Below are 26611 nucleotides of genomic sequence, written 5' to 3' on the forward strand. Positions count from 1 at the left end.
CGAGGAAGTGATTGAATATGGCGTATTCACTTGAAAAGCTCCAAAAAAAAGCGATTGAATTGTTGGAAGATCGGGGAGTAACATTAAAAGACATTGGACAAATCGTGTTGGAGCTGCAAAAAAAATACATTCCCGATCTGTCTCTTGAAGAATGCACATACCATGTTGAAAAGATTTTAAGAAAACGAGAAATCATTCATGCTGTCTTGACAGGAATTGCTTTAGACAAGCTTGCGGAACAAAAATTGCTTCCTGAACCGCTTCAGCAAATTATCGAATCAGATGAACCGCTATATGGAATTGATGAAATTTTATCGTTATCGATTGTAAATGTTTATGGGTCAATTGGATTTACGAATTATGGCTATTTAGACAAAGAAAAATTTGGAATCATCAAAGAGCTGAACAATAGCCATGACGGGAAAGTCAATACATTTTTAGACGATATCGTGGCAGCCATTGCTGCAAGTGCAGCTAGCCGCATTGCTCATAATAACGAAGATGTAAATGATAAGCTGGAAGAGATAAAATAATTTCAGAAAGTGTGCAGCGGGAAATAATTGGCGATTCGCCAATTTTTCCATTTTTAAAGATGGAGATTGCAAAAATAAGCTGCATGAGACGGCTTTTTCGATCCGGATTTTGAAAAAATTTTTTCGTTTGACAAACGGTTTAATAGCAATGGGAGAACGAGCCGATTGTAAATTAAAGTAACATTTCAACTAAAGGATGTGTCATCAATGGAACAATACTTAAATTTATGCAGACATGTGCTTGAGCACGGGGTTAAAAAACAGGATCGGACGGGGACAGGAACCATCAGCACATTTGGATATCAAATGCGTTTTGATTTGGCTAAAGGGTTTCCTCTTGTTACGACGAAAAAAATTCATCTAAAATCGGTCATTTATGAGCTGTTATGGTTTTTAAAAGGTGATACAAACGTAAAATATTTACAAGAACACGGCGTCCGAATTTGGAACGAATGGGCAGATGAGAACGGCGACTTGGGCCCCATTTACGGCTACCAATGGCGTTCGTGGACAGGTGCAGACGGAAATACCATCGACCAAATCTCAAATGTAATTGAACAAATTAAAACGAATCCACATTCACGGCGATTGATTGTAAGTGCTTGGAACGTCGCTGATTTAGATAAAATGGCCCTCCCGCCGTGCCATGCGTTTTTCCAATTTTATGTTGCGGAAGGAAAGCTTTCGTGTCAGCTTTATCAACGATCCGCAGACCTTTTTTTAGGTGTGCCGTTCAATATTGCTTCCTATGCGCTTTTAACGATGATGATTGCTCAAGTTTGCGACTTGGAGCCCGGGGAGTTTATCCATACATTCGGCGATGTTCATATTTATAACAACCATATTGAGCAAGTAAAATTGCAGCTGACGAGGGAGCCGCGGCCTCTTCCGACAATGAAATTGAATAAAGAGGTAAAATCCATTTTTGATTTTACTTATGAAGATTTCACGCTGGAAGGGTATGATCCTCATCCTCACATTAAAGGTGAGGTGAGTGTATGATTTCCTTTTTGTTTGCGATGGATGAAAACCGGCTGATCGGAAAGGACAATAAGCTTCCTTGGCATCTTCCGAATGATTTAAAATATTTTAAAGAAACAACGATGAACAAAAAGATCGTCATGGGCCGTAAAACCTTTGAATCGATTGGACGGCCCCTTCCCGGAAGAGAAACGATTGTGTTAACAAAGAATGAAAAGTTTTCTTGCGAAGGCTGTCTCGTTTTTCATTCGATAAATGAATTTTTGCAATTTGCCCAAAACAATAAGGAAGAAGAAATGTTTGTAATTGGCGGAGCGAAGATTTTTGAAGCGCTGCTTCCGTTTGCCGATCGGCTCTATGTAACAGAAATTGAGGAGGAGTTTGAAGGCGACACATATTTTCCAAAAATTGATTTTTCTGAATGGAAGCTTATTTCCCAAAAAGATGGAGTAGTTGATGAAAAAAATGTTTATCCGCACCGCTTCCTTGTGTACGAGCGAAATAAATAAGAACGGTCTGAGTCAATTTGAAGTCAAGGAAGCATTGCTTCTTTCGCAGGCTTCTATAGGACATTAAAAAAGGCGCTCAAGCGTCTTTTTTAGTTGTGCCATATCTTGCAAGTAATACATATAAGAATCATATAATTTCACATGTAAAATTGGATTCAATCGGTCAAAAAAGCCGATTTCTAAATAAAAACAATAGATGTAATTTTATTTTTATTTGAATCGTGTTATAATTTAAAAATTAAGAAATTGTTTAAGGGCAGGGATGTACGATGACGAATTTGACAAAAGTTGAAGCATTCGTCCAAGTAGAAGATATATTAAAAGCGCATCAATCATTAAAGGATGTTGTGACACATACTCCATTGGAATTTAACCAAAGATTATCTGAAAAATATGGTTGCCGGGTATACTTGAAAAGGGAAGATTTGCAAGTTGTACGCTCTTTTAAAATAAGAGGAGCTTACAACAAAATGAAACATTTGACTCCTGAGGAAACGAAAAATGGAGTTGTCTGTGCAAGTGCTGGAAATCATGCGCAAGGAGTCGCATTTTCGTGCAGAGCGTTAAAAGTGCATGGAAAAATTTTTATGCCTTCCACAACTCCTAAACAAAAAATATCTCAGGTGGAATTGCACGGAAGAGAGTACATTGAAATTGTGTTGACAGGCGATACATTTGATGATGCGTATAAAAAAGCGCTTGAATGCGCCGAAAAAGAAAACCGTACGTTCATCCATCCGTTTGACGATAAAGATGTCATTGCGGGCCAAGGCACCATTGCTGTTGAAATTTTAAATGACAGCGATGAGCCAATTGATTTTTTGTTTGCTGCTATCGGCGGCGGAGGGTTAATGTCTGGCATCGGCACATACTTTCAAAGCGTATCGCCGGAAACAAAATTAATCGGCACGGAACCTTCCGGAGCACCAGCTATGGCGAAATCACTCGAAAAAGGCGAAGTAGTCGAACTGGATGAAATTGAAAAATTTGTGGATGGAGCGGCGGTCCAGCGGGTAGGAAATCAGACATTTTCCATTTGCCGGACAATTTTGGACGATCTTTTACTTGTGCCGGAAGGAAAAATTTGTACAACGATCTTGAACTTATATAATGAAAATGCAATTGTAGCAGAACCAGCAGGTGCGCTTCCAATCGCAGCGCTTGATTTTTACAAAGATCAAATAAAAGGAAAAAATGTCGTTTGCATTCTTAGCGGAGGCAATAACGATATTGAGCGCATGCAGGAAATTAAGGAGAGATCCTTAATTTATGAAGGCTTGCAGCATTATTTTATCGTTAATTTTCCGCAGCGTGCGGGTGCTTTACGTGAATTTTTAGATGAGGTATTAGGTCCGACGGATGATATCACTCGCTTTGAATATACGAAGAAAAATAATAAAGACAGCGGTCCTGCGCTTGTCGGCATCGAAGTCAAGCATCGGGAAGATTACCGCGGATTAGTCGAAAGAATGAAAAAGAAAGGTTTTCCTTTTACAGAGGTTAACAAGGACAGCAACTTATTCAATTTGTTAATTTAAAATATTTTTGTATATGACAAATTTTTGCAAAATTCGCTCCTATTTTGTTGTATAATAGAAGAAACGGGTAAAAAGAGGATTGATACTTTGCTATTTAAAAGCCTAGAGTTCAAACTTGAAAATGGACAGAAGGTGAAGATTGTTGAAATCCCAGTATTGGAGGAGGATAACTCTTACCGTTTCATGTTAAATATTCATTTGCAGCTTTTTATAGCGAACATTTGCAAAGAATCAAAGCCAAAAAGCCTTTATAATTTTCGAAGCTATTTGAAGCATGCTTTAAAGTGGAAAGATTATGAATCAATTTTTCAAGACAACCGATTAAAACATAACGCTTAAAGAAATATCCCTTGCAGATATTTGATTATCGGCAAGGGCTTTTTATTTTTTTAAGCGTTTTGGAGAAGAAGGAGAGATCTGCGAAATTAACCGTTTTTGAATTTTTAAGTTTCAAAATATGTTAGGACGGGTAAAGATTAGAGACTGTTTCTTTTCTTTTGATCAGAAACGTGATAAGGTTGAAATATTATTGTTTGATAGGAAGTGAATATATTGACACAAAAGGTAAGGATCGTTACCGATTCAACAGCAGATTTAGATAAAAATATTTTGGAGGAATACAATATTGAAGTTGTTCCGTTAACCTATACATTGAATGGTGTATCTTATACGGACGGCATTGATTTTGAACCAGCGGAATTTATTGAAAAAATGATGGAATCAGCAGAAATACCGAAAAGTTCTCAGCCTTCTCCGATCCATTTTAAGGAAGTGTATGATCGCCTTCATGCAGAAGGTTTTCAAGTGCTATCCATTCATATGTCTGGTAAACTGAGCGGAACAGTGCGCGCCGCACAGCAGGGGGCAAGCCTGACCGAGGGAGAAGTTACGGTCATAGATTCCAACTATATATCTAGCGCTTTAGGTTTTCAAGTGATTGAAGCGGCAAAAATGGCAAAAAAGGGAGCAATGTTAGACAAAATAATCTCTCATATAGAACAAGTACGAAAAAACACTTTTCTTTATGTATCAGTAGACACTCTCGAGCATTTGGAAAAAGGGGGACGGATTGGAAAGGGAAAGGCTCTATTAGGATCGTTATTGAATATTAAACCGATCGCTTCTTTACAAGATGGGATCTTTACGCCAATCACAAAAGTTAGAAGCCATTCGCAAGTTGTTAAATTTTTTATGAAGCAATTGATTCAAGATATAAAAGATCGCGATTTGCTGAGGATTGGGGTGGCGCATGCCAATGCATTAGATTTGGCGCTGCGCTTAAAAGAGGAATTGTTGAAGATCACAACCGCCGATAAAATTGATATTTGCACAACGACACCAATCATTTCCATTCATACCGGCAAAGGAGCTTTAGGAGTTTCTTACTATGTGAAGCCATAAGTAAAAGCTAGTTTTTTGAATCTTTTATGAATCATTTTGGAATTTGTTTTCACTTGAATGAAAATTTGATACACTTTCGATGAGAATAGGTGAAAGGTGAATGATCGATGAAGAAGAAAATGTTCATTTCCTGTTTTCTGTTATTGATCTTTTTAACGGCTTGCAGCGGAAATAAAATAAAAGATCCGTTGAATTATAAAGTGGAAAATTTTGAATTTACGGATCAAAACGGACAGCCCTTTGCTTTAGCAGATTTAAAAGGGAAGGTTTGGGTAGCTGATTTTGTTTTTACAAGCTGTGAAACCGTTTGTCCGCCGATGACAGCCCATATGGCTCAATTGCAGGAAAAAGCGGAAAAAGAAGGTGTTGAAGTCGAGTTTGTATCATTCAGCGTTGATCCGGAAGTAGATACACCAGAGAAACTGAAACAATTTGCAAATCAATTTTCCGATTCTCTTGACAACTGGCATTTTTTAACCGGATACAGCCAAGAGACAATTGAAAACTTTGCAAAAAACAGTTTTAAAACGATCGTTCAAAAACCGGAAAGCGATGATCAGGTCATTCATGGAACGAGCTTTTATTTAGTGGATCAAAACGGAGTTGTTTTAAAAAGCTACAACGGTGTTGAAAATACGCCGTATGACGAAATCATCAACGATATAAAAGCTGTTCAATAAAGTTTAAAGTTGGCCTAAAGCGTCTGACAGCAGGGGGAAAGGACCCTCTGTACATGATGCCTTTGGGTCAATTTTAAACTTTTTTTCGTATGATATAATAAAAAGAAAGAGATCGTCACAAGGTGATAGGAATGCTGTCGAAAAAATTTTCTCTTCTTATTATGACTTTTTTCTTATTAACCGGATGTGTCCAAAAATCCACTGCTTCTCCTTCAAATCAAGCGAAGGCGGAAGAGGAAGAGAGCAAACCGATTGAAACTGAAATCGCTGTCGCGGGGAATGAAAGTAGGTCCAGCTCTTTTCAATTGCAAGGAGATATCAAAATTGTTGCACTTGGCGACTCCCTGACAAAAGGAGTGGGCGACCGAACAAAAGAAGGCTATGTTGGTCTCGTTTCAGATGAATTAGAAAAAAAGGAAGACATTTCATCTGTTTCAACAGTCAATTTTGCAGCGATGGGGCATTCAACGGAAAATTTGTTAAAAAAGCTTGATGAAGATCAAGTAAAAAAGGAATTGGAAGATGCCGATCTCATTTTCATGACGATTGGTGCAAATGATTTAATGAAAGTCGTGCGGGAAAATATTTTTGAATTAACAGTTGAACTTTTTCAAGAAGAACGCCTTCTTTATGAACAACGTTTAAGAGACATTATGAACAAGATCCGGTCGACAAATGAACAGGCAGTCATTGCGTTTATTGGGCTTTATAATCCGTTTGCGTGGAAATTGGCAGAATTTCCGGAAATTGATATGATTATTTCGGAATGGAACGAGCGGACGAAACAAATTTTGCTCGGAGATGGACGTGCGGTATTCGTTTCAATTCAGGATATTTTTCAAGAAGGAGAGGACAAAAACCTCTTATATACAGATGAATTCCATCCGAACGAGAACGGATATGTATTGATTGCGGCAAGGGTTATGGAAACATTGGAAAATGGAACAAAAAAGGATTGAAGTAAATGAATAAATGGAAGCTTGCATTTTTTATCTTGTTGTTTTCCAATTTTTTGATTATTCTCATCTCCTCTGGTCTTCTGCTTATGCCTGGGGAAAAGCCGCCTCTGAAAAAGGAAGCGGAAGGTAGTAAAGATTTTGCTGTCTTTAAAGTGGAAACAGATAAACAGACAGTAACTAAGGTCATCAATGATTATTTAAAAAAGGAAGCCGTTCATCAGCCTCTCACATACTGGGTTGAAATTACGGATGATATTAAACTGTACGGCAGCCTTCTCGCTTTCGGCCGGGATTTGGACATGGTCATGTCTTTTGAACCGAGTGTACAGCAGGGAAACGTCATTTTAAAGGTGAAAAGCTTATCGGTTGGGAGACTTTCCGTTCCGGTTTCTTATGTGTTGAAATATATTGATTCCCAATACCACTTTCCAAAAGAAGTGCAGATTGATGCAAAAAATCGCCAGATTGTAGTCTTTCTTGATCAGCTGTCATTGGAAAACGGGTCTAAAATTCAAGCTGAAAAAATTGATTTGGAGGAAGGTGTAATTTCAGCAAATTTGTATGTTCCGCTCCCTCTCAAATAAGTAAGCGGGTATCAAAACCCGCTTTTGTTTTGTCAAAATTGAACACGAAGACCTTTTGGATAAAAGTTTTTAATGGTTCCTTTCGTTTCTTTTCCCCAACCGATCGATTCGCCGTCTATTGTCATTAATATCCATCCCCTGTCTACACCCAATGGAGATGAAATCGTTTCTCCCGTTAAATAAGCCTGCCAATCTTTTTCGTTCGTTGAGAAGGAATAACTGTATTTCACATCATTTGGTGTGAGTGACAGGGCAAGATGATGATTCGGTTCAAATCGTTTCTTTTTGATTTCTCCAAGATGGAGACCCGCCCGCAAAACGTTCAACGAAGTAATATCTGGGCATTTTTCAGGTAATACATACAGCTGTTGTTTTTTCAAGAAAAATGCCCCGGTTATTCTTTTCTTTAAAAAAGAATGTTCGAATTGCTGAAACTCAGCTAATTGCTGTTTTTTGACATTTGATTTTAAATATGAAACGCTGCTTCTCGTATTGTTTTCGCCATTTTTGATTAATTTCGCAACGAAATGCCCTTCACCTTTGATTTTATGCGGCCAAAGGCGGATGCATTTTGAAATTTCTTCAAAATTCGTTTTTGTCCATTCCACTCTTCCTCGATCAAAACCTTCACGTTTAGGAATTTCAACAAGAGACATTTCTGGATGCATGCTTACAAATGCCTCAATAACCTGTTCATTTTCTTCAGGAGAAAACGTGCAGGTGGAATAGACGAGAGTTCCGCCGGGTTTTAACATTTGAAACGCTAAAGATAACAGCTTTCTTTGCGTGTACGAGCATTTTTCAACAAGATCCTCGCTCCAAAATTCGATGGCGTTATCATCTTTTCGAAACATTCCCTCTCCAGAGCACGGGGCATCAACTAAAATTTTGTCGAAATAATTCGGAAAGTGTTGAACCAGTTTTTCGGGCCGTTCATTTATCACAATAGCGTTTTGAATTCCGAAACGTTCAATATTTTCCGATAGTGCTTTCGCTCGTTTGAAATGAGTTTCATTTGAGATAAGAATTCCTTCATTTTCCATCGCCGCGGCAATTTGCGTCGATTTTCCTCCTGGCGCAGCGCACAAATCTAATATTTTTTCTCCGGGTTTTGCCTGAAGCACTTCAGCAGGAACCATAGCACTCGGTTCTTGTATATAATAGAGCCCAGCTGCATGAAAAGGGTGTTTTCCGGGCTCGTCTTGTTTTTCATCGTAATAAAATCCGTCTTCACAAAAGGGAACTGAAGAAAGAGAAAAAGGTATTTTCCGAATGAACGTTTCTTTTTCTATTTTTAGACGATTGAAGCGCAGTCCCTTGATCGGTTCATCTCGCAAAGCAGAAAAAAAATCATCTGCTTCATTTTTTAACAATTGTTTCATTTTCCGGCAAAAATCATCAGGTAATGCCATATTTCAGATCTCCTTTCCTAAAATATTATAGCGGAATATGAAACATAATGGCGAAAATTCTTTCTGGCGAATTCTTGACGGAGAGGTGAAGATAAGAGAAAATAAATTGTTAGAGATGAAACATTTTTATAGAAAAAGAAAAGCAAGGGAATTTGGTGTAGGGGTGATGTATTTGAAAAAAATATATTTAATTGCTAGCATCGTCATGTTCCTCCTTGCTGTTTATTTTGGCGGTATGGCATATAAACAATACCTTGCTGGAAACTTAGATTACAATTTAGACAAAGTTTACATAAATGTCGGTTACTGCGCCTTGTTTTTAAGCATTGCTGTATATGTACTTCATTTGCGCGAGCATAAAAGTTAAAGAAAAGCGAGATAGAAAGGGGATCCAGAAGGATGAAAAACGTCCTTTGATGGATCGCCTTCTTTCTTTCCTGTAAAAGTAAAAATTTTACATCGTAGTTGATTCTTGATACATAAAAATTTAAAGTCAAAGATATGCAGGTGAAGTTATCATGTTACGTTCAAATAAACAAAATATCTCCCTCATATTACTGCTTTGCAATGTTTTTATCGCTTTTTTAGGAATCGGACTCGTTGTTCCGGTTTTGCCTGCTTATATGAATGAACTAAATTTATCGGGCGTTTATATGGGATATCTCATAGCAGCATTTTCAACTGCCCAGTTGTTTTCCTCGCCGGTCACGGGGATTTTTACTGACCGTTTTGGCAGAAAGATTATGATTGTCATCGGTTTAGTTTTGTTTGCTGTATCCGAATTTTTATTTGCAATAGGTTCTGCGTTCTTCTTGCTTTTGATTTCAAGAATAATTGGCGGAATCAGCGAGGCATGTATTATGCCCGCTGTTACTGCGTTTATTACAGATATCACCACTTTAGAGGACAGGCCGAAAGCGCTTGGATATTTGTCTGCCAGCATTAACGCAGGTTTTATGATCGGGCCCGGCATCGGAGGATTTGCAGCAGAATTCGGCATTCGGGTGCCGTTTTTTCTTGCGGCATTTATTGCGCTTGTCGCAGCCGTTTTTTCCATTCTCCTTTTAAAAGAACCGCTTCCAAATGATAGCATTCAACAATTAGATGAAAAACAAACTCGTCTTCAATTTTTCAGCGAATTAAGCAAATCGATCAAACCTCCGTATGTTGTACCGCTATTGATCGTGTTTGTTTTAGCATTTGGCCTTTCCGCATATGAAACGATGTTCGGTTTGTTTGTCGATAAAAAATTCGGTTTTTCACCGAAAGATATTTCCATCGTCATAACAACAGGAACGATTTTTGGACTCATCGCCCAAATCGTTTTCTTTGACAAGCTAGTGAAGTATCTTGGCGAGAAAAGGTTGATTGAAATTTGTTTATTAGGCGCTTCCGTCTTTATTTTTCTGTCAACCTTAGTTGACGGCTACTTTTTCATTATGGCTGTAACGTTTGCTGTATTTTTAGCATGCGATCTTCTTCGACCAGCTGTCACCACTCTATTATCCAATATGGCAGGAGATGAACAAGGGTTTATTGCCGGCATGAACTCTACTTATACAAGTTTAGGAAACATTGTCGGTCCTGCGATTGCAGGAATTTTGTTTGATATCGACGTCGATTTTCCATACGTTTTAGCTTCCATCGTTTTGCTTTTAGCCTTCATGATGGCAGCGTTATGGCCATTTCGTGATAACATGGAGCAAAAAAGGAAAAATTCTTAATGGAACGAATATACTAGTTTTTGCACTTCGCTATGCTTGAGTTGCAAATCAATTGTTTTGTTCTTTTTAATCGTTTTATAATGTATTGTAGGAAGGACAAGTTGATCTTTACTTTTGCGATGAGAATGAGCAGGCAGGAAAATTAGCTAAAGGGAGGGAAAAATGATGAGCAATGAAAAATATGAATTGGCTACTTTTGCGGGTGGCTGCTTCTGGTGCATGGTCCAGCCTTTTGATGAGCTTCCGGGAATTATTAAGGTTGTTTCCGGATATACGGGAGGACATAAGGAAAATCCGACATATGAAGAAGTGTGCTCGCACACGACGGGTCATGTGGAAGCTGTGCAAATTACCTTTGATCCGAACGTGTTTCCATATAAAAAGCTTCTGGATATATTTTGGCAGCAAATTGATCCGACTGATCCGGGCGGACAATTTTATGACAGGGGAGAATCTTACAAAACGGCTATTTTTTATCATTCGGAGGAACAGCGCGAGCTCGCGGAACAATCGAAAGAGCTTTTAGAAAAAAGCGGACGTTTTGAAAAACCGATTGCGACCGAAATATTGCCGGCAAAACCTTTTTACCCAGCCGAAGACTATCATCAAGATTACTACAAAAAAAATCCTTTTCACTACAAACGGTATCGTCAAGCGTCTGGACGGGATGAATTTATACGCAAGCATTGGAGCGACTGGGATAAAGAAGAGCTGAAGAAACGATTGACTCCGATGCAATATGAGGTGACGCAAAACAACGGGACGGAGCCTCCATTTCAAAATGAATATTGGGATCATAAAGAAGAAGGGATTTATGTCGACATCGTCTCGGGAAAACCGCTTTTCAGCTCGCTCGATAAATTTGATTCAGGCTGCGGATGGCCAAGTTTTACAAAACCGCTTCATCAGCATGAGATCGTCGAAAAATTAGATACATCTTACGGCATGATCCGAACAGAGGTTAGAAGCAAAACGGCGGATTCGCACCTTGGACATGTTTTCCCTGACGGTCCAGAACCGACAGGCCTTCGCTACTGCATTAACTCGGCTGCGCTTCGCTTTATCCCGAAAGATCAGCTCGAACAAGAAGGCTATGGTGAATATAAAAAACTGTTTGAAGACGATCAAACAGAGTAAAGATTATATGTAAACGAATGGGCACAAAAACATGTGCCCTTTTTTTATTAAATGTTCAAATTTATGTAAAATTCCGTTAAAACCTATATACATCGTAAAACAAAATTAGTATCATATATTAGGTTGAATTTTTATGGATGAAGGAGGGTGAAAATCGTTTATGAATAGCGGTTCTTTTTTAGATCCGGACGGACCCGAGATAGGTAAGGCAGTATGTATGCGGAAAGAGGCGCTGTTCGTAAGCGATGACACTCTTGCGCGTGCAGACTGCCTCTAGCAAAGGAGGTTAAAGCATGCTGAACATTTATATGTCAAGCGCGAACGGCCAATTGAAGGAAATTGAAGATATTCAAAACGGTTGTTGGATCAACATGGTGGCACCGACTGAGGAAGAAGTTCATTTCGTGTCAGAACGGCTGCAAATTCCAATAGACTTTTTTAAAGATGCACTGGATGATGAGGAAAGATCCCGGATTGAAAAAGAGGACCACAATGTGTTGATTATTGTTGACATTCCAGTTATCACGGTAGATGACATCGGGCAAACGTTTTATGAAACGATCCCGATCGGAATGATCATTACTGACAGTTGTTTTATTACAGTATGTTTGCAAGGAAACCCAATCTTTGAACAGTTTGCCAGAAACAAAGTTAAAGGTTTTTATACGTTTATGAAAACGCGTTTTGCTTTTCAAATTTTATATTTAACTTCAACATATTATTTGCGATATCTGAAACAAATTAATCGCAAAACGAGCGAAGTAGAAAAAGAGCTTCATCAATCGATGAAAAATAAAGAATTTTTTTCATTGCTCAGTCTGGAAAAAAGCTTAGTTTATTTTACGACATCGCTGAAATCCAATAATATTGTCATGGAAAGGCTGCTGCGATTAAATTACTTGAAAATGTATGAGGAAGATCAAGATCTTTTGCAAGATGTCATTATCGAAAACAAACAAGCAATTGAAATGACAGAGGTATATTTAAGTATTTTAAGCGGAATGATGGACGCATTTGCATCAGTCATTTCCAACAATGTCAATATTGTCATGAAATTTTTGACGGCAATTACGATCGTCATCTCTATTCCGACATTAGTAGCGAGCTTGTATGGAATGAATGTGCCGATACCGTTTCAAAATCATCATTTTGCGTTTTTTATTCCCATTTCCATTTCATTGCTCATGTCAAGCTTAACAGCTTATATTTTTTGGAAAAAAAGATATTTTTAAACTTGTACAACCATAACTGGTCAGATGACTCTGAACTAATAGTAGCAGCTTATGTCGGAAAAAGACGAATTTGCCCACTCCTTTTCTTTCGTTGACCGCTGCCATGTCTATAGTAATCTCAAATAATCTAAAATTTGTAAAATTGATTTTTTAAGACAATCACAATGCGGTCGCAGATGAAGTTCCTCCTCATGTTTCTTATAGGACGATATCATCTGCCCGCTTGCACAACTGGTGTTTCCAATTTCCAACTGCAGGGCGTTTGTTCCAAAGAATTTGGAAAAATAGGCATGTGCACATACCTGAAAGTCCAAAAAAACATAATGTAAACTGAAACCTAGATTAAAAAATGAGGAGTGGGGCAAATGCATTTTCACCATCACGATTTTCACCATTGTGGACATGGATACGGTTATCCGGTACATGGTGCCGGATATGGCTGCGGATCTTCATTCGTTTTGATCGTAGTATTATTTATACTTTTGATCATTGTCGGCTGCGCTTATGTAAAATAAAAAAATCCTGCCTGTTCGGGCAGGATTTTTATCTGTATTTTATGTAAACTTAATTTAAAAAATAGTTGACATATATCTTTTCTTTTTTTACCATTTAAGTATTACAGAAAAGGGGGATTACGAAATGAGAATCGATTGGGTTGAATTAGCCGAAAACGTACTATTTGGACATAAAATAACTTATGAGGAAGCTGCTGCAATTTTGGACTGTCCTGATGAAGAATTGCTGCTTCTTCTGCATGGTGCTTACAAGATTCGAAAAGCATTTTACGGGAATAAAGTGAAGTTAAATATGATCATGAATGTAAAATCAGGATATTGTCCTGAAAACTGTTCCTACTGTTCCCAATCTTCCGTATCAACGGCTCCGATCGACAAATACCCGCTGCTTTCAAAAGAAGCCATTTTAGAGGGGGCCAAACGGGCACAAGAGTTGAAAGCTGGAACTTTCTGCATCGTTGCAAGCGGAAGAGGGCCTACAAACCATGAGGTAGAAAAAATATGCGAATCTGTACGCGAAATAAAAGATACATACAACTTGACGGTTTGCGCATGTTTAGGAATTTTAAAAGGCGAACAGGCGGAACGATTGAAGGAAGCTGGTGTCAATCGATACAATCATAACTTGAACACATCAGAAAGATATCATGAACATATAGTCACTAGTCATACATATGAAGATCGCGTAAACACAGTTGACAAAGTCAAACGTGCAGGGATTTCTCCTTGCTCCGGTGTGATTATCGGGATGGGTGAATCGAAACAAGATGTTATTGAAATGGCTGCTGCTTTAAAGAAGATCGACGCAGATTCTATTCCGGTTAATTTTCTTCATCCTATTGAAGGAACTCCGTTGCAAGGAGAAAATAATCTTAATCCTCGATATTGTTTAAAGGTGCTTGCCTTATTCCGCTACATGCTGCCGACAAAAGAAATACGCATTTCCGGAGGAAGGGAAGTAAACTTGCGCTCGCTGCAGCCTTTTGGGTTATATGCGGCTAATTCTATTTTTATCGGAGACTATTTAACAACTGAAGGACAGGAAATGTCAAAAGATCACGAAATGTTAAAAGATTTAGGCTTTGAGATTGACTTAAATCCGCTTCCAGAAACCGTTCAATAAGGAAACGGTGTCTTGGCATAATGGATCGTTGTTTTTTAATCAGTGTAGAATAAATATGGTCCATTCTATAAAACAATAAAAAATCTTTTTCCAGCTGCAGCTGAAGAAAGAGCATGTTTTCTCTTTAAAACCGCTCCATAATAAGGCGGTTTTTTTATTTTCGAAAATTTATCAAAACGTTATAATGAAACAAGCAAATTTTTTAGGAAGGTGGAAATATGAGTTCTTTTTATCATTATTTGATGACGTTCAGACATCCTAAACCGAAGGACAAAATCAGCAAGTTTGCAAACGATGCTTATCTTGACCACAGCTTTCCGAAAAATTCAACTGATTATGATGAACTCAGCACTTACTTGGAATTAAATGGATCATATTTGGAAAACATGTCTGTTTTTGATGAAGCTTGGGAAAAATATGTTCAATTGATTGAACAAAAACATTGACTGAGCCTTCAAGATAGTCCGCCCAACTCAAACAAGTTGATGATGCATATAATGTGATAATCGAAAGAGTGATGGCATTAAAGGGGGTGCCTTCATACTGAAAAGAAAAAAACCGAAGTTCAATATTGGCGATCAAGTCGTTATTACTTTGTACGGTACTTTGGGGACGATTACAAACATCCATACGATGGACGAAGAGTTTTTATATGAAATCAATTACAGTGAAATTTTATATTTTGAACATTCATTACAGTTTTTATCAGAATATGATGGGACTGTGTTTGAGTCAGAAACGGTTGAAGTGGAACTGATGTTTGGAATTGGAGATCTTGTTTATGTGAAAGGCTATGGTGATGAAATTTTCAAAATTGTCGGGTACCGGACGGAATTGTGGAGATATAAAGACGATGCGTGGGAGGAAGTGATTTATGAATTAGTGCGGGTGCGCGACGGGGAATGGATGGAATCATCTGCGGATGAATTAAAGCTGGCCGTTTCGAAAAAAGAAGCAGATCAACATTTGCAAAATATTCATATTATCCAACATATTGCTGGGATGGACGCACAGAAAAATGCTTCTGCTCCGATGAACAGCCAAAAAAACGAAAAGAAAACAAAGCCTATGCAGCAGGAAATCATTGATTCCCTCCTTGATCTGTATAATGATTACAAAGGTCTTTACGATTTATTTGGGGATAAAAAATATAAGGAAATGATGGACGTTGTCATTCAATATTTGAAAAAAATGAGCCGCTTACCATGATCTTTTTTTGAAAAATTTTCTAATGAAAAAACTGCAATGGATGACAAGTAATAGAAATAGAGGAATGGAAGATTACCAGGTCTTCCAATCTTTTTATTCAAAAAATTTTTTAAACTGAAACCAATACAGATTTTTTTCGTAAAAACAAGTAATACAAGAAGGAGGGAAAAGGTGTATGTTGAAAAAATTCATCAAATCGTTTTTAGGCCATCGCCCTTACCATTATTCCAGCAGCAGCCACTACCACAAAAAGCATTATCCTAAGTCAAAATACAAACATGATCCAACTTCTTACGGCCATCATTATTATAAAAGAAAACATCGCTCTGGGTTTGGATTCTTTTCCGGTTCGTATAGCAGCTGATGATGGAAGTTTGGAAAAAGTTTTGGAAGCCGTTTCCGCTTTGGGGTGAGCGGCTGCATAAACCAGGATCTGTTATTGATCGATACGTAGTCCAAAAATTTTTAGGAGTAGGGAGCTACGGAATCACGTATCTTGCAGAAGATTTGTCCACACATCAAAAAGTCGTTTTGAAGCAGCTCCGAAAGCGAAGAAAAACAACGGGTGAACGGCCTTTTCAAAAAGAAAGGGAAATATTGCAAAAATTAAGTCATCCTGCCGTTCCAGCTTTATATGCTGAAATCAATGATGGTAGCCATCAATATCTTGTCATGGAATACAAAGAAGGGCTAACATTTGAGCAATTAATCTTTCAATTTGGAAAAAAATATTCCGAAAAAGATGCTTTTCATTATTTAACAAAAATTCTCGAAGTTGTCCAGTATATACATGATCAAAACGTTGTCCACCGTGATTTAAGAATACCGAACATTCTTCTTTACAACGACAGTATTTCCATCATTGATTTTGGCTTGTCCCGTTTGATTACAGATGAAGAAGAGGAGAGTTTTCATAAATGGGAGCCGGAAAAGCAAAGGATGCGTAAAATTAGCTTTCAGACGGATTTTTATGCGCTGGGGCATTTCGTATTGTTTTTGCTTTATTCATCATTTGATCAAAAGGGAAAAAAAGAAAAAAGTTGGGAAGAGGAGCTAGATATTTCCGTAGAATCAAAGAATATTATAAAAAAGCTGTTTGGAATGGATGGTTCATACAGATCAGCAGAGGAGATTCTAGAGGATATTCAGAAAAATTCCGAAATAGGGGGAGAATAAATGTCTCTATTTAATAAAATTTTCGCGGGCATTGGGATTGGAGCGGCAAAAGTAGATACGAAGCTTACCTCCTCAACGTTCTATCCCGGCGAAGAGGTGAAAGGCATTGTTGTCATTAATGGAGGAAACGTTGAACAAAAAATTGACGAAATTTACTTGTCCGTTCTTACGCATTATATAAAAGAAGTAGATGATCGTAGAGAGAAGAGGCAAGCAGAAATCGCTAAAATACAAATCAATAAACCTTTCGTCATACTGCCGAATGAAACGAAAGAAATTCCGTTTTCATTTCAGCTTCCGCTTGATACTCCAATTACTATCGGAGCATCCAAAGTATGGATTCATACCGGATTGGATATTAAAGGAGCGATCGATCCGAAAGATACGGACTATATCGACGTTGTTCCCGGCGGCTTAATGAAGGAAGTATTAAACAGTATAAACCGAATCGGATTTAAGCTCCTTCAAGTTGAAAATGAAGCAGCGCCATATCGTTTAAGAAAAAGGCTACCGTTCATTCAAGAGTTTGAATTTTATCCGACTTCCGGTCCATTTAGAGGCCGTTTAAAGGAGCTTGAAATTGTTTTCTATTCGATAGGCGAACACGATATTGAAATGATTATGGAAATTGATCGAAGAGCAAGAGGACTTTCCGGGTTTCTCGCCGAAGCGCTAGATTTGGATGAAAGCTACGTTCGAGTTCGTGTAAGCAGGCAGGACGTGCCGAATCTTGATAGCAAGCTTATCAATATCATTCGCCAATATAGCTGATAAACAAGGAGAGCCTAGTTTTTTTGTATGAAAATTTTTCAATCATGTCCAATTTAAAAGGCTGTTGTCATAAAATCCGACGGGGAATAGAATCAGTCGGTTATGGCGTAAGTAGGTGTATAACAAAGCTCTCATATTAGCGACAACGGAGAAGACTATTCCGTTTAGAAAAGCTGTCAAAGTAGCTGTGCAGTCAAATTACGCGGCATTTTTAACTAGCTAAATTTATTGTGGCCGCGATAAAATCGGACCAACCCAAAATGGGAGGAAGAGGGCGCATTAAGGCTGCGAAAATGGAAGGGGTGTTGGGCAGCACATATCGTCACCCCTCTGCTTTTGCTGCTCAGAAATAGAAGCCAGCTATCAAAAATTTATGGCGATGAAGGACTTAAAAATCAAAGCTCTCTATGTATATAAAGACGGAAGGAAATGTATCCAGTTCACACACTCTCTTGAAAAGATGAATGAACGGATTTATCAATGCGCGGCAACAGTAAACTTCTTAACTTGAATAAGAAAATACCAGCAGCACGCAAAGGAAATTCTCCTCCACCTTATTAAAAGGCGGCCATCACTACTATTTAACATCAAAAAGAAGCATCATTCTTTTATTGCTTTGCTCGGTTAATTTTACTATTGTTCATGAACCCATAAATAGTTAAGAAAACAAAAAATATACATAAGACTGTAAAAGTGATGCTATAACCTATATTATGTTCGCTGTAATTGTCATAAGCAAACATCCTCAACACGATCGAATTGATCAACAAATTTAATAGTATGAATGGATGTATTTTTTATCCACTGTTTTCCACCACCTCCCCAACTATCATTCTATCATAGGTTTCAGCAAAAATTGTTTCGAATATCAGCGATAATAAGAATAAGACGTTTTAAATGATTTGCGTTTTTCCTATTTTTTACTATACTAAGAAATACAACGAAACGAAGGGAGGAAAAAGCGATTACCTTTCCCACTTTCGCTAAAAAGTGGCATATCTTCGCTGCCTTAGATGAATAAAACATATATATTTTTCATCCTGCTTTTTTATTTGATAACGAGTTCCTTTGCGATTAAAAATGAGACAATTCGCCATGTTGACGATACAATTGTTCAATCAATCGAAGGGGTTCGAAATGATCCATTTACTTCCATTATGTTCTTTTTTACAGAAATTGGTTCATATCATATTCTTCTCCCTGCCACTATTTTCATAAGTATTTATTATATATTTCGAAAAAAATGGATCACGTTCATTATTCTTTACATAAATTTATACGGAGTTCGTTGGATGAATGAAATGATAAAAGAAATAGTGAAAAGAGAGCGCCCTGATTTTGATCGACTGACCGATATTTCCGGCTACAGTTTTCCAAGCGGTCATACGATGAATTCAACAGCTGTCTACGGTTTGATCGCTTATTTAATCAGCACCCGCATAAAAAAAGGAAAGCGGGTCGTTTTTGCTGTTTCCAGTATTTTATGTCTGTTGATTGGATTAAGCAGAATTTATTTGGGAGTTCACTATTTAACAGATGTTTTGGCGGGATTTGCGGTTGGATTGTGCTGGCTTATGTTTATCTTGACAATATCAGAAAAGGTTCGACAAAAGTAGTTGACATTCGCAGCAGGAATTCCCTCCATTGACAGCAAATAAGTTTGGAAAATTGTATTTGGAGGGGACAAGGTTGGCACTGAATCTTCTTAAATTGTCTAATCCATCGACCGATTATGATGTGACCATCTTTCAAACACCAAACATCGGGGAGAAAAAAGGGTATCGACCCGTATACCGCTTAACTGTCCGTGCAAAAAATCATCAGGAAGTGCTCAAAAAAATTTTTCGGAAATTTAATATTTCGGAAGCGATCCCTCCGGATTATAACGGACGTTATATTTGGACAGGAGACATTGTTTTTATTGATGAAGGAAAAAATGGAACAAAGTATTATAAATTAGTGACCGGCGGGTGGAAAAAAATTCACCGCATTCACGTCCGGTGATTGGAGGATGCAAAATATGCTGCACGGATTCTCATGAAAAATCTGCTATGTTATGATAATATTACTGTAGATGAGCAATTTTCATAACAATAATTACCATACCAAAAGAGACAAACAGGGTACCCCTTATGCCACATGGAGCTGTTTTTTGACAACATCAATGGGAATATCTTGCTTCGCTGCATGGTAAATGAACTCGACGAGACTATGCCCTTTCTTCGTTCGGAGAAGATCAAGCCCAGTAGAGAAATCCCGGTTGGACTCGACCATACTGTACACATAAGCGAGTTGCACCAAGATCCAATACCGTTTCACCGCCCGACGATGACGAACACGGTACCCATCGAGCTTCAGCTGGTCTTTCGCTTGTCGAAAAAAGCATTCGATCGACCAACGTTGGGCATAGTAGCGCAAGATCTCTTCATCGCTTAGCTCCCGGTCGGTGCTCAAGACGCAGTGAAGATGTTCGGGTGTCATCGGCTGATCGGCTTTCCAAGCCAACAACACAACGGCATCATCGAGACCTTTCAGCGATCCCTCGTAGCGATACACGCGATAACGCTCTTCTCCCACCGTGACGAGATGGGTGTCGTTCGGTTCGATATAGCGGGCAAACTGTTTGGCTTGGATGGCGATGCCTTTCGGATAGAGAATCCGGTTCGTTTTGAGCATCGCGATGACGTGAAATCCTTTTTTCAGACAGGCTTCCACGAGCGCTTGCGATGGATACCACGAATCCATCAGCACATAAACGGGACGGCGTACATCCAAAGAAGAAAGCATCTCGATCGCGAGTTCCCCCTTGCTTTTCCCAGCCGCCTTGTCGTAGAGGCGGAACGCAAAGGGAAAAGCCTGGGTCATCGTATGAACCATGAGCCAAACAAGAGAATGTCCCCAGATCGACTTTTTCTCTGTGTGAGAATAGTGCCAATCACACCCTTGAATGGCGTGCGTTGCCCGTGACGAAGGCTTGATTTTTTGGCAAATCGTATCATCGATCGAAACAAAAAGGGGTTGATTTTTCTGTTTGGCGATCCGTTCGACACGATGAAGCATCCATTGCTGGAGTTTGCCAAGCAGCGTCTCTTCATCCCAAGGGCTTTTCGTGAAAAAATGGCTGAGTGTCGTTCGATGATTGGGGTGAAAGCTCCAATGATGAAGATCGGTCAACGTTCCAGAAAAGCCTTTCGTGATCATCGCATCCACGATATGAACGAGATGCTTCATGACAGGTTTTGAAAAATAAAGTGCCAACCCCAACATCGTGAAAAACTTGTGGATTCCTTGATGATGTGCTAATCTATTCATGAGACATGAACCTCCTTGTGTGAATGGTTTGTTGGCACATCTATTCTAACCAAGGAATCGGGTTCATGTCTCCTTTTTTGTTTCGATGTAAATTTATGTTAGTGATTTTGCTCATCTACTGAATATTACTTCAATTATTTTTAAATGAAGGGGCTTGATAACATGAGCATTCATATTGGTGCGAAAAAAGACGAGATTGCTGACAAAATATTGCTTCCCGGTGATCCCCTTCGGGCCAAATATATTGCGGAAACTTTTTTAGAAAATGCTGTATGCTACAACAAAGTTCGAGGAATGTACGGTTTTACCGGAACTTACAAAGGAAAGCGCATCTCTGTCCAAGGAACAGGAATGGGGGTTCCATCGATTTCGATTTACATTCATGAACTCATGCAAGAGTACGATGTGCAAACGCTTATTCGCGTTGGCTCCTGCGGTTCCATTCAAAAAGACGTCCACATCAGAGACTGCATTTTAGCTATGAGCGCATCAACGAATTCCCAAATGAACCGCATAACGTTTGGCTCTGTTGATTATGCGCCTACCGCTAATTTTGATTTGTTGAAAAAAGCTTATGATGCTGCAGTATCAAAAGGAATCGACGTCAAAGTCGGAAGCGTGTTCACGACGGATTTATTCTATAATGATCAAGCGGAGCACGAAAAATGGGCTGAATACGGAATTTTGGCACTTGAAATGGAAACGGCTGCTCTTTATACACTTGCTGCGAAATTCGGCAGAAGAGCATTATCTGTTTTAACGGTCAGCGACCATGTCCTGACTGGGGAAGAAACATCTGCTGCCGAAAGGGAATCGACCTTTAACGAAATGGTTGAAATCGCTCTTGAAGCTGCTATACAGGAATAATACGGCATGTGCGGCGTCATGCCGCTTTTTATTTTTTAAAACATGTTCACAAAAATTGAAGGAAACGGCTTAGCTCCATTTATTACATCCACTCTCTTGTTTTAGTTTTTGAAAGATCGTCATCTGCTCCTTTCTTTTATTGAACGTTATGATAAGTTATAATGTAAGAACCGTTTTTCTTCTGTTTGGACAAGTGTTAAAATAGGAGTGAGAGATTATACAAGGTGGGAATTTTTATGCATAAAATCATCGCAGTCACGATTCTTGCAGCTTTGATGCTTGCCGGATGCTCAATGCCATTTGATAAGCTTCCCTTTTTTCATGGAAGCGACTATGTTGAAGAGAATGAACCGCAAGCAAAAACAGTAGAAAACAAAGAACTAGTCCAAACAACGGAAAAAACCGTCCAAACAGAACAAATTGATCCGGAATTTTTGCTTGAGGAGCAATATTTTAATGTCGTACAAACGGTTAACGGTCAACCCGTTATTCAAAATCCTGACAATATTTTAGTTCTTGTCAATAAAGATTTTTTCCTTCCTGTCGACTATAAACCAAATGATTTGACAGTGCCAAACATACAGTTTTCATTCGGGGACGCGGATGTTCCGAAGCGTTATTTGCGCAAGGAAGCAGCTGCGGCACTTGAACAGCTTTTTCTAGCTGCGAAAAAAGACGGCGTGATTCTTTTCGGAGCCTCAGGCTTTCGTTCGTATGATCGGCAGGTTGAGCTGTTTGAAGCAGAAAAAAAACAAAAAGGGGAGCAAAAAGCAGTTCAAGCAGTAGCAAAACCTGGTCAAAGTGAGCATCAGACAGGGTTATCTATTGATGTGACGAGTGAAAGTGTAGATTTTCAAATTACTGAAAAATTTGGGGAAACGAAGGAAGGAAAATGGCTTCAACAAAACGCCCATAAATTTGGCTATATTATCCGCTATCCGAAAGGGAAAGAAGCGATCACAAAATATAAGTATGAGCCTTGGCATATTCGCTACGTCGGAAAGAAAGCTGCAAAAGTCATATATGAAAATAATTTAACACTTGAAGAATATTTCCAAAAAGTAAAGAAAATTTAACCGAAGCTCTCCCGCTGAAGCGGGATTGATTTTTTCATAAACAAGAGATGAAGGATGAAAGAGCGTTGATTTAACGTTTTGACTTGCCATTTCTTTGCCGACAGAAACACATAGATCGTTTGACGATATTGTAATTGTCGGACATAATGAAATGGATGGATTAAAGGGGGAGTTGTGTTGTATATTAAAAAACGAAATTTTTTCATCACAATTGTACTGACGGTCATAATAACTTGCGGTTTTACGCTCACATTACTCAACTTTACGTCAGCATCTGAAAAAGAAAATGATAGTTTTGAGAAGCTTTATTCAGCATATGATACGTTAAAGCAAGAATATTATAAAAAAATAGATGATGAAAAATTGGTAGAAGGTGCTGTCAAAGGGATGGTAGAATCTCTCGACGACCCGTATACGTCATATATGGATTTGAAAGAATCAGAAGGATTTGAAGAAAATATATCTTCAAGCTTTGAAGGAATCGGTGCAGAAGTAACAGAGACGAACGGCTATATCATGATCGTCTCACCGATAAAAGGCTCGCCTGCCGAGAAAGCAGGGTTGAAGCCGAGAGATAAAATTTTAAAAGTTGACAATAAAAGTGTTGAAGGAATGTCTGTGAATGAAGCGGTATCTCTTATTCGTGGCGAAAAAGGAACGAAAGTAAGCCTTGAAATTGAACGGGATGGCGTCGGCACGCTGACCTTTACGATTACAAGAGATACGATTCCGATTGAAACAGTTTATAGTGAAGTAGTAGAAAATAAAATTGGAAAAATACAAATCACAAAATTTTCCGAGAACACTGGAAAAGAATTGGCAGATGCATTGACAGAGCTGAAGGAGAAAAAAGTAAAAGGAATTGTCCTCGATTTAAGACAAAATCCTGGGGGACTGATGGACCAAGCCATAACGATGTCAAATATGTTTGTAGACAAAGGCAAAAAGATTTTGCAAGTTGAAGCAAAAGACGGATCAAAGGATATTTATAAAGCGGAAAATCAACCAATCGTTGATGTTCCGGTCGTAGTCATCACAGATAATGGAACAGCCAGCGCAGCCGAAATTATGGCCGCGGCTTTGAACGAATCGGAGGGAATTCCGATTGTAGGAGAAAAAACGTTCGGAAAAGGAACCGTTCAAAGCGCTAAAACGTTTGAAGACGGTTCGTCGATGAAATATACGATTGCCAAATGGCTGACACCTTCAGGCAAATGGATTCACGAAAAAGGAATAGAACCTCAATATAAAGTGACTTTGCCTGAATATGCTCATTTACCATATTTAAATCCGGAAAAAACGTTGCAGGAAGGCGACGTTTCAACAGAAGTGAAAACAGCTGAGAAAATGCTTCAAGCTTTAGGCTATAAAACAGATGTGGACGGATATTTTGATAAAGCATTAAAAAATACTGTTGTTGCTTTCCAAAGAGACCATCAATTAAAACAAACGGGGAAAATCTCACAAGATACGACAATCAAACTGATGGATTTAGTAAGAGAAAAAATTGAAAAAAATGATACCCAAATGAAAAAAGCAATTGAAGTATTGAAATCGAAGATGGAATAAAATTGACAGCAGCGGCTTGGTCTTCCGGCCGCCTTCTTTATTTTCAGATTTGTTCAAGCATATTGTTGACATTGAAAGGACTTTATTTAGGGAAAGTCCTGTTGCAAAAGCTTTACTTAACTGATTTTTTCTATACGATGAAGCAAGAGGGAATGATTGCTAATACAACTAAGGCATCCAAATATATGTAAAGTGATCGCAAATAAAAAAGGGCAAGTGACAAATATTTTGCTTTTAAATTCTTGCCTACCTTCTCCACTTTTCATTTCATTTTAGAAAATTTAATAATCATAGACCTCCCTATCGTTCTGACATTTTCATTTCATTTTTGTTGAGCTTTCATATAATGCGGCGAACGTTCGCTTCGATATTTTTGAATTGGTGTTATGAAAAGGGATTAAAGTAAAATGCGGAATCGGATTTGTCTGCATTTCATCTTCAGTTTCAGGAATATGTTGAAGATCCCTTTTGGCAGTGCGGAGTTTATCCATACGAAAATTGGATGAGTGGAGGCTGGTTAACAAAACCGGCCTCATTTTACTCAGATGGGAAAAGATCAATTTCCGTATAATGATGATCTTTTAATTTCACGAATTTAATTTCAAGAATTCCGTCAGAAAATACGGCTTTTGTCCCTTTTCTTTTCACAGGTGCAGGAAATACAAATTTTTTTTGTTGATTTTTTTCCGGATAATTCATAAGATGCAAATGATGTTGGTTATGCTGGATTTTTATCATTTTTTTTAAATCATCATTCATCGGAAGTTTAATATAGATAAATTCATCTGTCTCATAAAATTCAGGTGAAGGAGGAGCTTCTTTATGATTCATAATAGGAAAAGGACTGGTGAATGGGAATTGCTCCGTATAGTGTGAACCAAACGCTTGCTTCATTACTTCCTGAATATATTGTTCAACATGTCCGGCATTCATGTTTTTCCAAAGATTCATTGCTCACACATCCCTCTTCGACCCTAATTGTTACATTGTAATATATGACTGCTGCGGAAAGATCGTTCAAAACAATTTCTTGGAAAAAGCGATCGAAACAGAATATAATGTGTGATATGGGAAGGAAGATGATCTAGCATGAGATCAGGAATCATGTATATTAGTCTATCTTATATTTTATGGGGGATATTCCCTATTTATTGGAAAGTATTAGACCATGTGTCATCTGAGGAAATTTTGGCTCATCGAATCATATGGTCTTTTGTTTTTGTGTTGCTGTTGCTTTTGTTCCAAAAACGATTTGCTGATTTTTTATATGAGTGCACAAAAATCGTTAAATCACCCAAGATTTTGTTAACGTTGGCTCTTTCATCCTTCTTAATCAGCGCCAATTGGTTTGTTTATATTTGGGCGGTGAATCATGACCGTGTACTTGAGACAAGTCTTGGTTATTACATAAATCCATTGGTGAGCGTACTATTAGGAATGATCTTTTTGCATGAAAAATTAAACAAAGGGCAGCAGACCGCGTTTTTGTTTGCGGCTTTCGGAGTGCTCATATCAACTGTCCATTATGGCCATGTCCCGTGGACATCGCTTATTCTTGCGAGTACATTCGGGTTTTATGGACTGGCTAAAAAAGTGATAAAATTAGATTCTGCTTTTGGTCTGGCGCTTGAAACGTTTGTTGTGTTTCCAATTGGAATCATTTATGTGCTATACTTAGAATCGTTAGGAAGCAGTGTTTTTTTTGAATGGGATGCATCGACCAACTTTCTTCTAATGGGAACAGGCGTCATTACGGCGATCCCTTTATTGCTGTTTGCGAAAGGTACGCCTAAAATTCCGATGTATTTTCTCGGAGTCTTGCAATATATTGCGCCAACGATCACTTTTTTTCTCGGCGTTTTTCTTTACCACGAGCCGTTTACTGTTGTAGAATTGATCACCTTTGTTTGCATTTGGACAGGCATCATCATTTTTACAATGAGTGAACCTTCTTTCAAAACGATATGGAAGACTAGAATCTCAAAGTAACCTCATGCAAGCAGGTTCCTCGAGGTGAATAAATGTGAATGATAACGAACTTCTTCATGCATACAGAAAACTTTGGTCAAACCGAACTCTTTCAGTAGGGTCAGATGAGAAAAAAACGTTGGAAGAGGCGATTAAAAAAGAACTCCTCGATGAAATGACTCACCCTAGAGTAAGAAAAAGTCCAGATAAAAAATTACTAGATGCGCTGAAACGCATTATAGCAGCCGACATTTCACCGGAAGAGAAGCTTGAATTAATCAGCAAGCATATGGAGATGTATGAGAAAATCTTAACAAAATAAAGAAGGTGGAAGC

The 26611-nt window shown here is 38.4% G+C and carries 30 protein-coding genes; 27 read left to right on the top strand and 3 right to left on the bottom strand.

Annotated elements, in window-relative coordinates; translation table 11 throughout:
* Window positions 1-17 precede the first annotated feature (17 nt).
* The 9 genes from NSU19_RS08600 (at window position 18) to NSU19_RS08640 (ending at window position 7185) form a co-directional block, all read left to right on the top strand.
* A complete protein-coding gene (locus tag NSU19_RS08600; RefSeq protein ID WP_063389674.1) occupies window positions 18-533 on the top strand; it encodes a phosphatidylglycerophosphatase A in 516 nt (171 codons plus the stop codon).
* A 207-nt stretch (window positions 534-740) separates the two neighbouring features.
* The gene (locus tag NSU19_RS08605) at window positions 741-1535 is read left to right on the top strand and encodes a thymidylate synthase (protein WP_063389675.1); all 795 of its coding nucleotides are present in this window, start codon (window positions 741-743) and stop codon (window positions 1533-1535) included.
* Complete coding sequence (locus tag NSU19_RS08610; RefSeq protein WP_094245658.1) at window positions 1532-2023, top strand: dihydrofolate reductase; 492 nt, start codon at window positions 1532-1534, stop codon at window positions 2021-2023. Before NSU19_RS08605 ends, NSU19_RS08610 begins: the two co-directional genes overlap by 4 nt.
* 269 nt (window positions 2024-2292) lie before the next feature.
* Window positions 2293-3561: a threonine ammonia-lyase IlvA gene (gene ilvA / locus NSU19_RS08615; protein ID WP_063389677.1), complete on the top strand. Its 1269-nt coding sequence runs from the start codon at window positions 2293-2295 to the stop codon at window positions 3559-3561.
* 87 nt (window positions 3562-3648) lie between these two features.
* Window positions 3649-3900, top strand: a complete 252-nt coding sequence (locus NSU19_RS08620) for a DUF2535 family protein (RefSeq protein ID WP_063389678.1) — start codon at window positions 3649-3651, stop codon at window positions 3898-3900.
* A gap of 213 nt (window positions 3901-4113) precedes the next feature.
* Complete coding sequence (locus NSU19_RS08625) at window positions 4114-4962, top strand: DegV family protein (protein ID WP_063389679.1); 849 nt, start codon at window positions 4114-4116, stop codon at window positions 4960-4962.
* A 107-nt stretch (window positions 4963-5069) separates the two neighbouring features.
* Complete coding sequence (locus NSU19_RS08630) at window positions 5070-5642, top strand: SCO family protein (protein ID WP_094245660.1); 573 nt, start codon at window positions 5070-5072, stop codon at window positions 5640-5642.
* Between the two features lie 131 nt (window positions 5643-5773).
* Window positions 5774-6601, top strand: coding sequence for an SGNH/GDSL hydrolase family protein (locus NSU19_RS08635; protein WP_339199787.1), 828 nt, complete (start codon window positions 5774-5776; stop codon window positions 6599-6601).
* 5 nt (window positions 6602-6606) lie between these two features.
* A complete protein-coding gene (locus NSU19_RS08640; protein ID WP_327855922.1) occupies window positions 6607-7185 on the top strand; it encodes a YpmS family protein in 579 nt (192 codons plus the stop codon).
* Window positions 7186-7217: 32 nt separating this feature from the next.
* Here NSU19_RS08640 and NSU19_RS08645 read toward each other — a convergent pair whose 3' ends face one another.
* A complete protein-coding gene (locus tag NSU19_RS08645; RefSeq protein WP_339199789.1) occupies window positions 7218-8597 on the bottom strand; it encodes an RsmF rRNA methyltransferase first C-terminal domain-containing protein in 1380 nt (459 codons plus the stop codon).
* Between the two features lie 172 nt (window positions 8598-8769).
* On the opposite strand from NSU19_RS08645, the gene ypmT reads away from it, so the two are divergent.
* The 13 genes from ypmT (at window position 8770) to NSU19_RS08710 (ending at window position 19488) form a co-directional block, all read left to right on the top strand.
* Window positions 8770-8964 (top strand): protein YpmT, encoded by a 195-nt coding sequence (ypmT, locus tag NSU19_RS08650; protein ID WP_063389739.1) that lies wholly within the window; start codon window positions 8770-8772, stop codon window positions 8962-8964.
* A 151-nt stretch (window positions 8965-9115) separates the two neighbouring features.
* A complete protein-coding gene (locus tag NSU19_RS08655) occupies window positions 9116-10321 on the top strand; it encodes an MFS transporter (protein ID WP_339199791.1) in 1206 nt (401 codons plus the stop codon).
* Window positions 10322-10486: 165 nt separating this feature from the next.
* On the top strand, window positions 10487-11458 hold the full coding sequence (gene msrB, locus NSU19_RS08660) for a peptide-methionine (R)-S-oxide reductase MsrB (protein ID WP_063389685.1): 972 nt from the start codon (window positions 10487-10489) through the stop codon (window positions 11456-11458).
* 293 nt (window positions 11459-11751) lie between these two features.
* On the top strand, window positions 11752-12690 hold the full coding sequence (locus NSU19_RS08665; protein WP_063389686.1) for a magnesium transporter CorA family protein: 939 nt from the start codon (window positions 11752-11754) through the stop codon (window positions 12688-12690).
* 365 nt (window positions 12691-13055) lie between these two features.
* Window positions 13056-13205, top strand: a complete 150-nt coding sequence (locus tag NSU19_RS08670; protein WP_082829556.1) for a YjcZ family sporulation protein — start codon at window positions 13056-13058, stop codon at window positions 13203-13205.
* A gap of 124 nt (window positions 13206-13329) precedes the next feature.
* The gene (gene bioB, locus NSU19_RS08675; RefSeq protein WP_339199794.1) at window positions 13330-14328 is read left to right on the top strand and encodes a biotin synthase BioB; all 999 of its coding nucleotides are present in this window, start codon (window positions 13330-13332) and stop codon (window positions 14326-14328) included.
* 218 nt (window positions 14329-14546) lie between these two features.
* Complete coding sequence (locus NSU19_RS08680; protein WP_066250287.1) at window positions 14547-14774, top strand: YozE family protein; 228 nt, start codon at window positions 14547-14549, stop codon at window positions 14772-14774.
* Between the two features lie 148 nt (window positions 14775-14922).
* Window positions 14923-15537: a hypothetical protein gene (locus NSU19_RS08685; RefSeq protein WP_261308781.1), complete on the top strand. Its 615-nt coding sequence runs from the start codon at window positions 14923-14925 to the stop codon at window positions 15535-15537.
* Between the two features lie 175 nt (window positions 15538-15712).
* The gene (locus NSU19_RS08690) at window positions 15713-15901 is read left to right on the top strand and encodes a hypothetical protein (protein WP_327855925.1); all 189 of its coding nucleotides are present in this window, start codon (window positions 15713-15715) and stop codon (window positions 15899-15901) included.
* Window positions 15902-15903: 2 nt separating this feature from the next.
* Entirely contained in the window at window positions 15904-16713 is an 810-nt protein-coding gene (locus NSU19_RS08695; RefSeq protein ID WP_327855926.1) for a protein kinase, read from the top strand.
* Entirely contained in the window at window positions 16714-17484 is a 771-nt protein-coding gene (locus tag NSU19_RS08700; protein WP_063389692.1) for a sporulation protein, read from the top strand.
* Between the two features lie 1013 nt (window positions 17485-18497).
* On the top strand, window positions 18498-19100 hold the full coding sequence (locus NSU19_RS08705; protein ID WP_339199797.1) for a phosphatase PAP2 family protein: 603 nt from the start codon (window positions 18498-18500) through the stop codon (window positions 19098-19100).
* A gap of 79 nt (window positions 19101-19179) precedes the next feature.
* Window positions 19180-19488 carry a YodL domain-containing protein gene (locus NSU19_RS08710; RefSeq protein ID WP_063389740.1) on the top strand — a complete coding sequence of 103 codons (309 nt, stop codon included), beginning with the start codon at window positions 19180-19182 and terminating at the stop codon, window positions 19486-19488.
* A gap of 126 nt (window positions 19489-19614) precedes the next feature.
* Here NSU19_RS08710 and NSU19_RS08715 read toward each other — a convergent pair whose 3' ends face one another.
* Window positions 19615-20796, bottom strand: a complete 1182-nt coding sequence (locus tag NSU19_RS08715; RefSeq protein ID WP_339197155.1) for an IS701 family transposase — start codon at window positions 20794-20796, stop codon at window positions 19615-19617.
* Between the two features lie 162 nt (window positions 20797-20958).
* Here NSU19_RS08715 and deoD point away from each other — a divergent pair, with 162 nt between their 5' ends.
* The 3 genes from deoD to NSU19_RS08730 all read left to right on the top strand — a co-directional run bounded on the left by deoD (window position 20959) and on the right by NSU19_RS08730 (window position 24308).
* Entirely contained in the window at window positions 20959-21663 is a 705-nt protein-coding gene (gene deoD / locus NSU19_RS08720) for a purine-nucleoside phosphorylase (RefSeq protein ID WP_066250301.1), read from the top strand.
* A 236-nt stretch (window positions 21664-21899) separates the two neighbouring features.
* Window positions 21900-22739, top strand: coding sequence for a M15 family metallopeptidase (locus tag NSU19_RS08725; protein WP_063389695.1), 840 nt, complete (start codon window positions 21900-21902; stop codon window positions 22737-22739).
* Window positions 22740-22964: 225 nt separating this feature from the next.
* Window positions 22965-24308, top strand: a complete 1344-nt coding sequence (locus tag NSU19_RS08730) for a S41 family peptidase (RefSeq protein WP_232515754.1) — start codon at window positions 22965-22967, stop codon at window positions 24306-24308.
* A gap of 537 nt (window positions 24309-24845) precedes the next feature.
* Here the strand turns inward: NSU19_RS08730 and NSU19_RS08735 are convergent.
* Entirely contained in the window at window positions 24846-25259 is a 414-nt protein-coding gene (locus tag NSU19_RS08735; RefSeq protein WP_063389698.1) for an Hsp20/alpha crystallin family protein, read from the bottom strand.
* 138 nt (window positions 25260-25397) lie between these two features.
* Here NSU19_RS08735 and rarD point away from each other — a divergent pair, with 138 nt between their 5' ends.
* Together rarD and NSU19_RS08745 are read left to right on the top strand one after the other, a co-directional pair.
* A complete protein-coding gene (gene rarD, locus NSU19_RS08740; RefSeq protein WP_339199799.1) occupies window positions 25398-26297 on the top strand; it encodes an EamA family transporter RarD in 900 nt (299 codons plus the stop codon).
* 34 nt (window positions 26298-26331) lie between these two features.
* Window positions 26332-26598: a hypothetical protein gene (locus NSU19_RS08745; RefSeq protein ID WP_063389700.1), complete on the top strand. Its 267-nt coding sequence runs from the start codon at window positions 26332-26334 to the stop codon at window positions 26596-26598.
* Window positions 26599-26611 lie beyond the last annotated feature (13 nt).

The organism is Aeribacillus sp. FSL k6-2211, from assembly GCF_037966125.1.
GTDB lineage: Bacteria > Bacillota > Bacilli > Bacillales > Aeribacillaceae > Aeribacillus > Aeribacillus composti.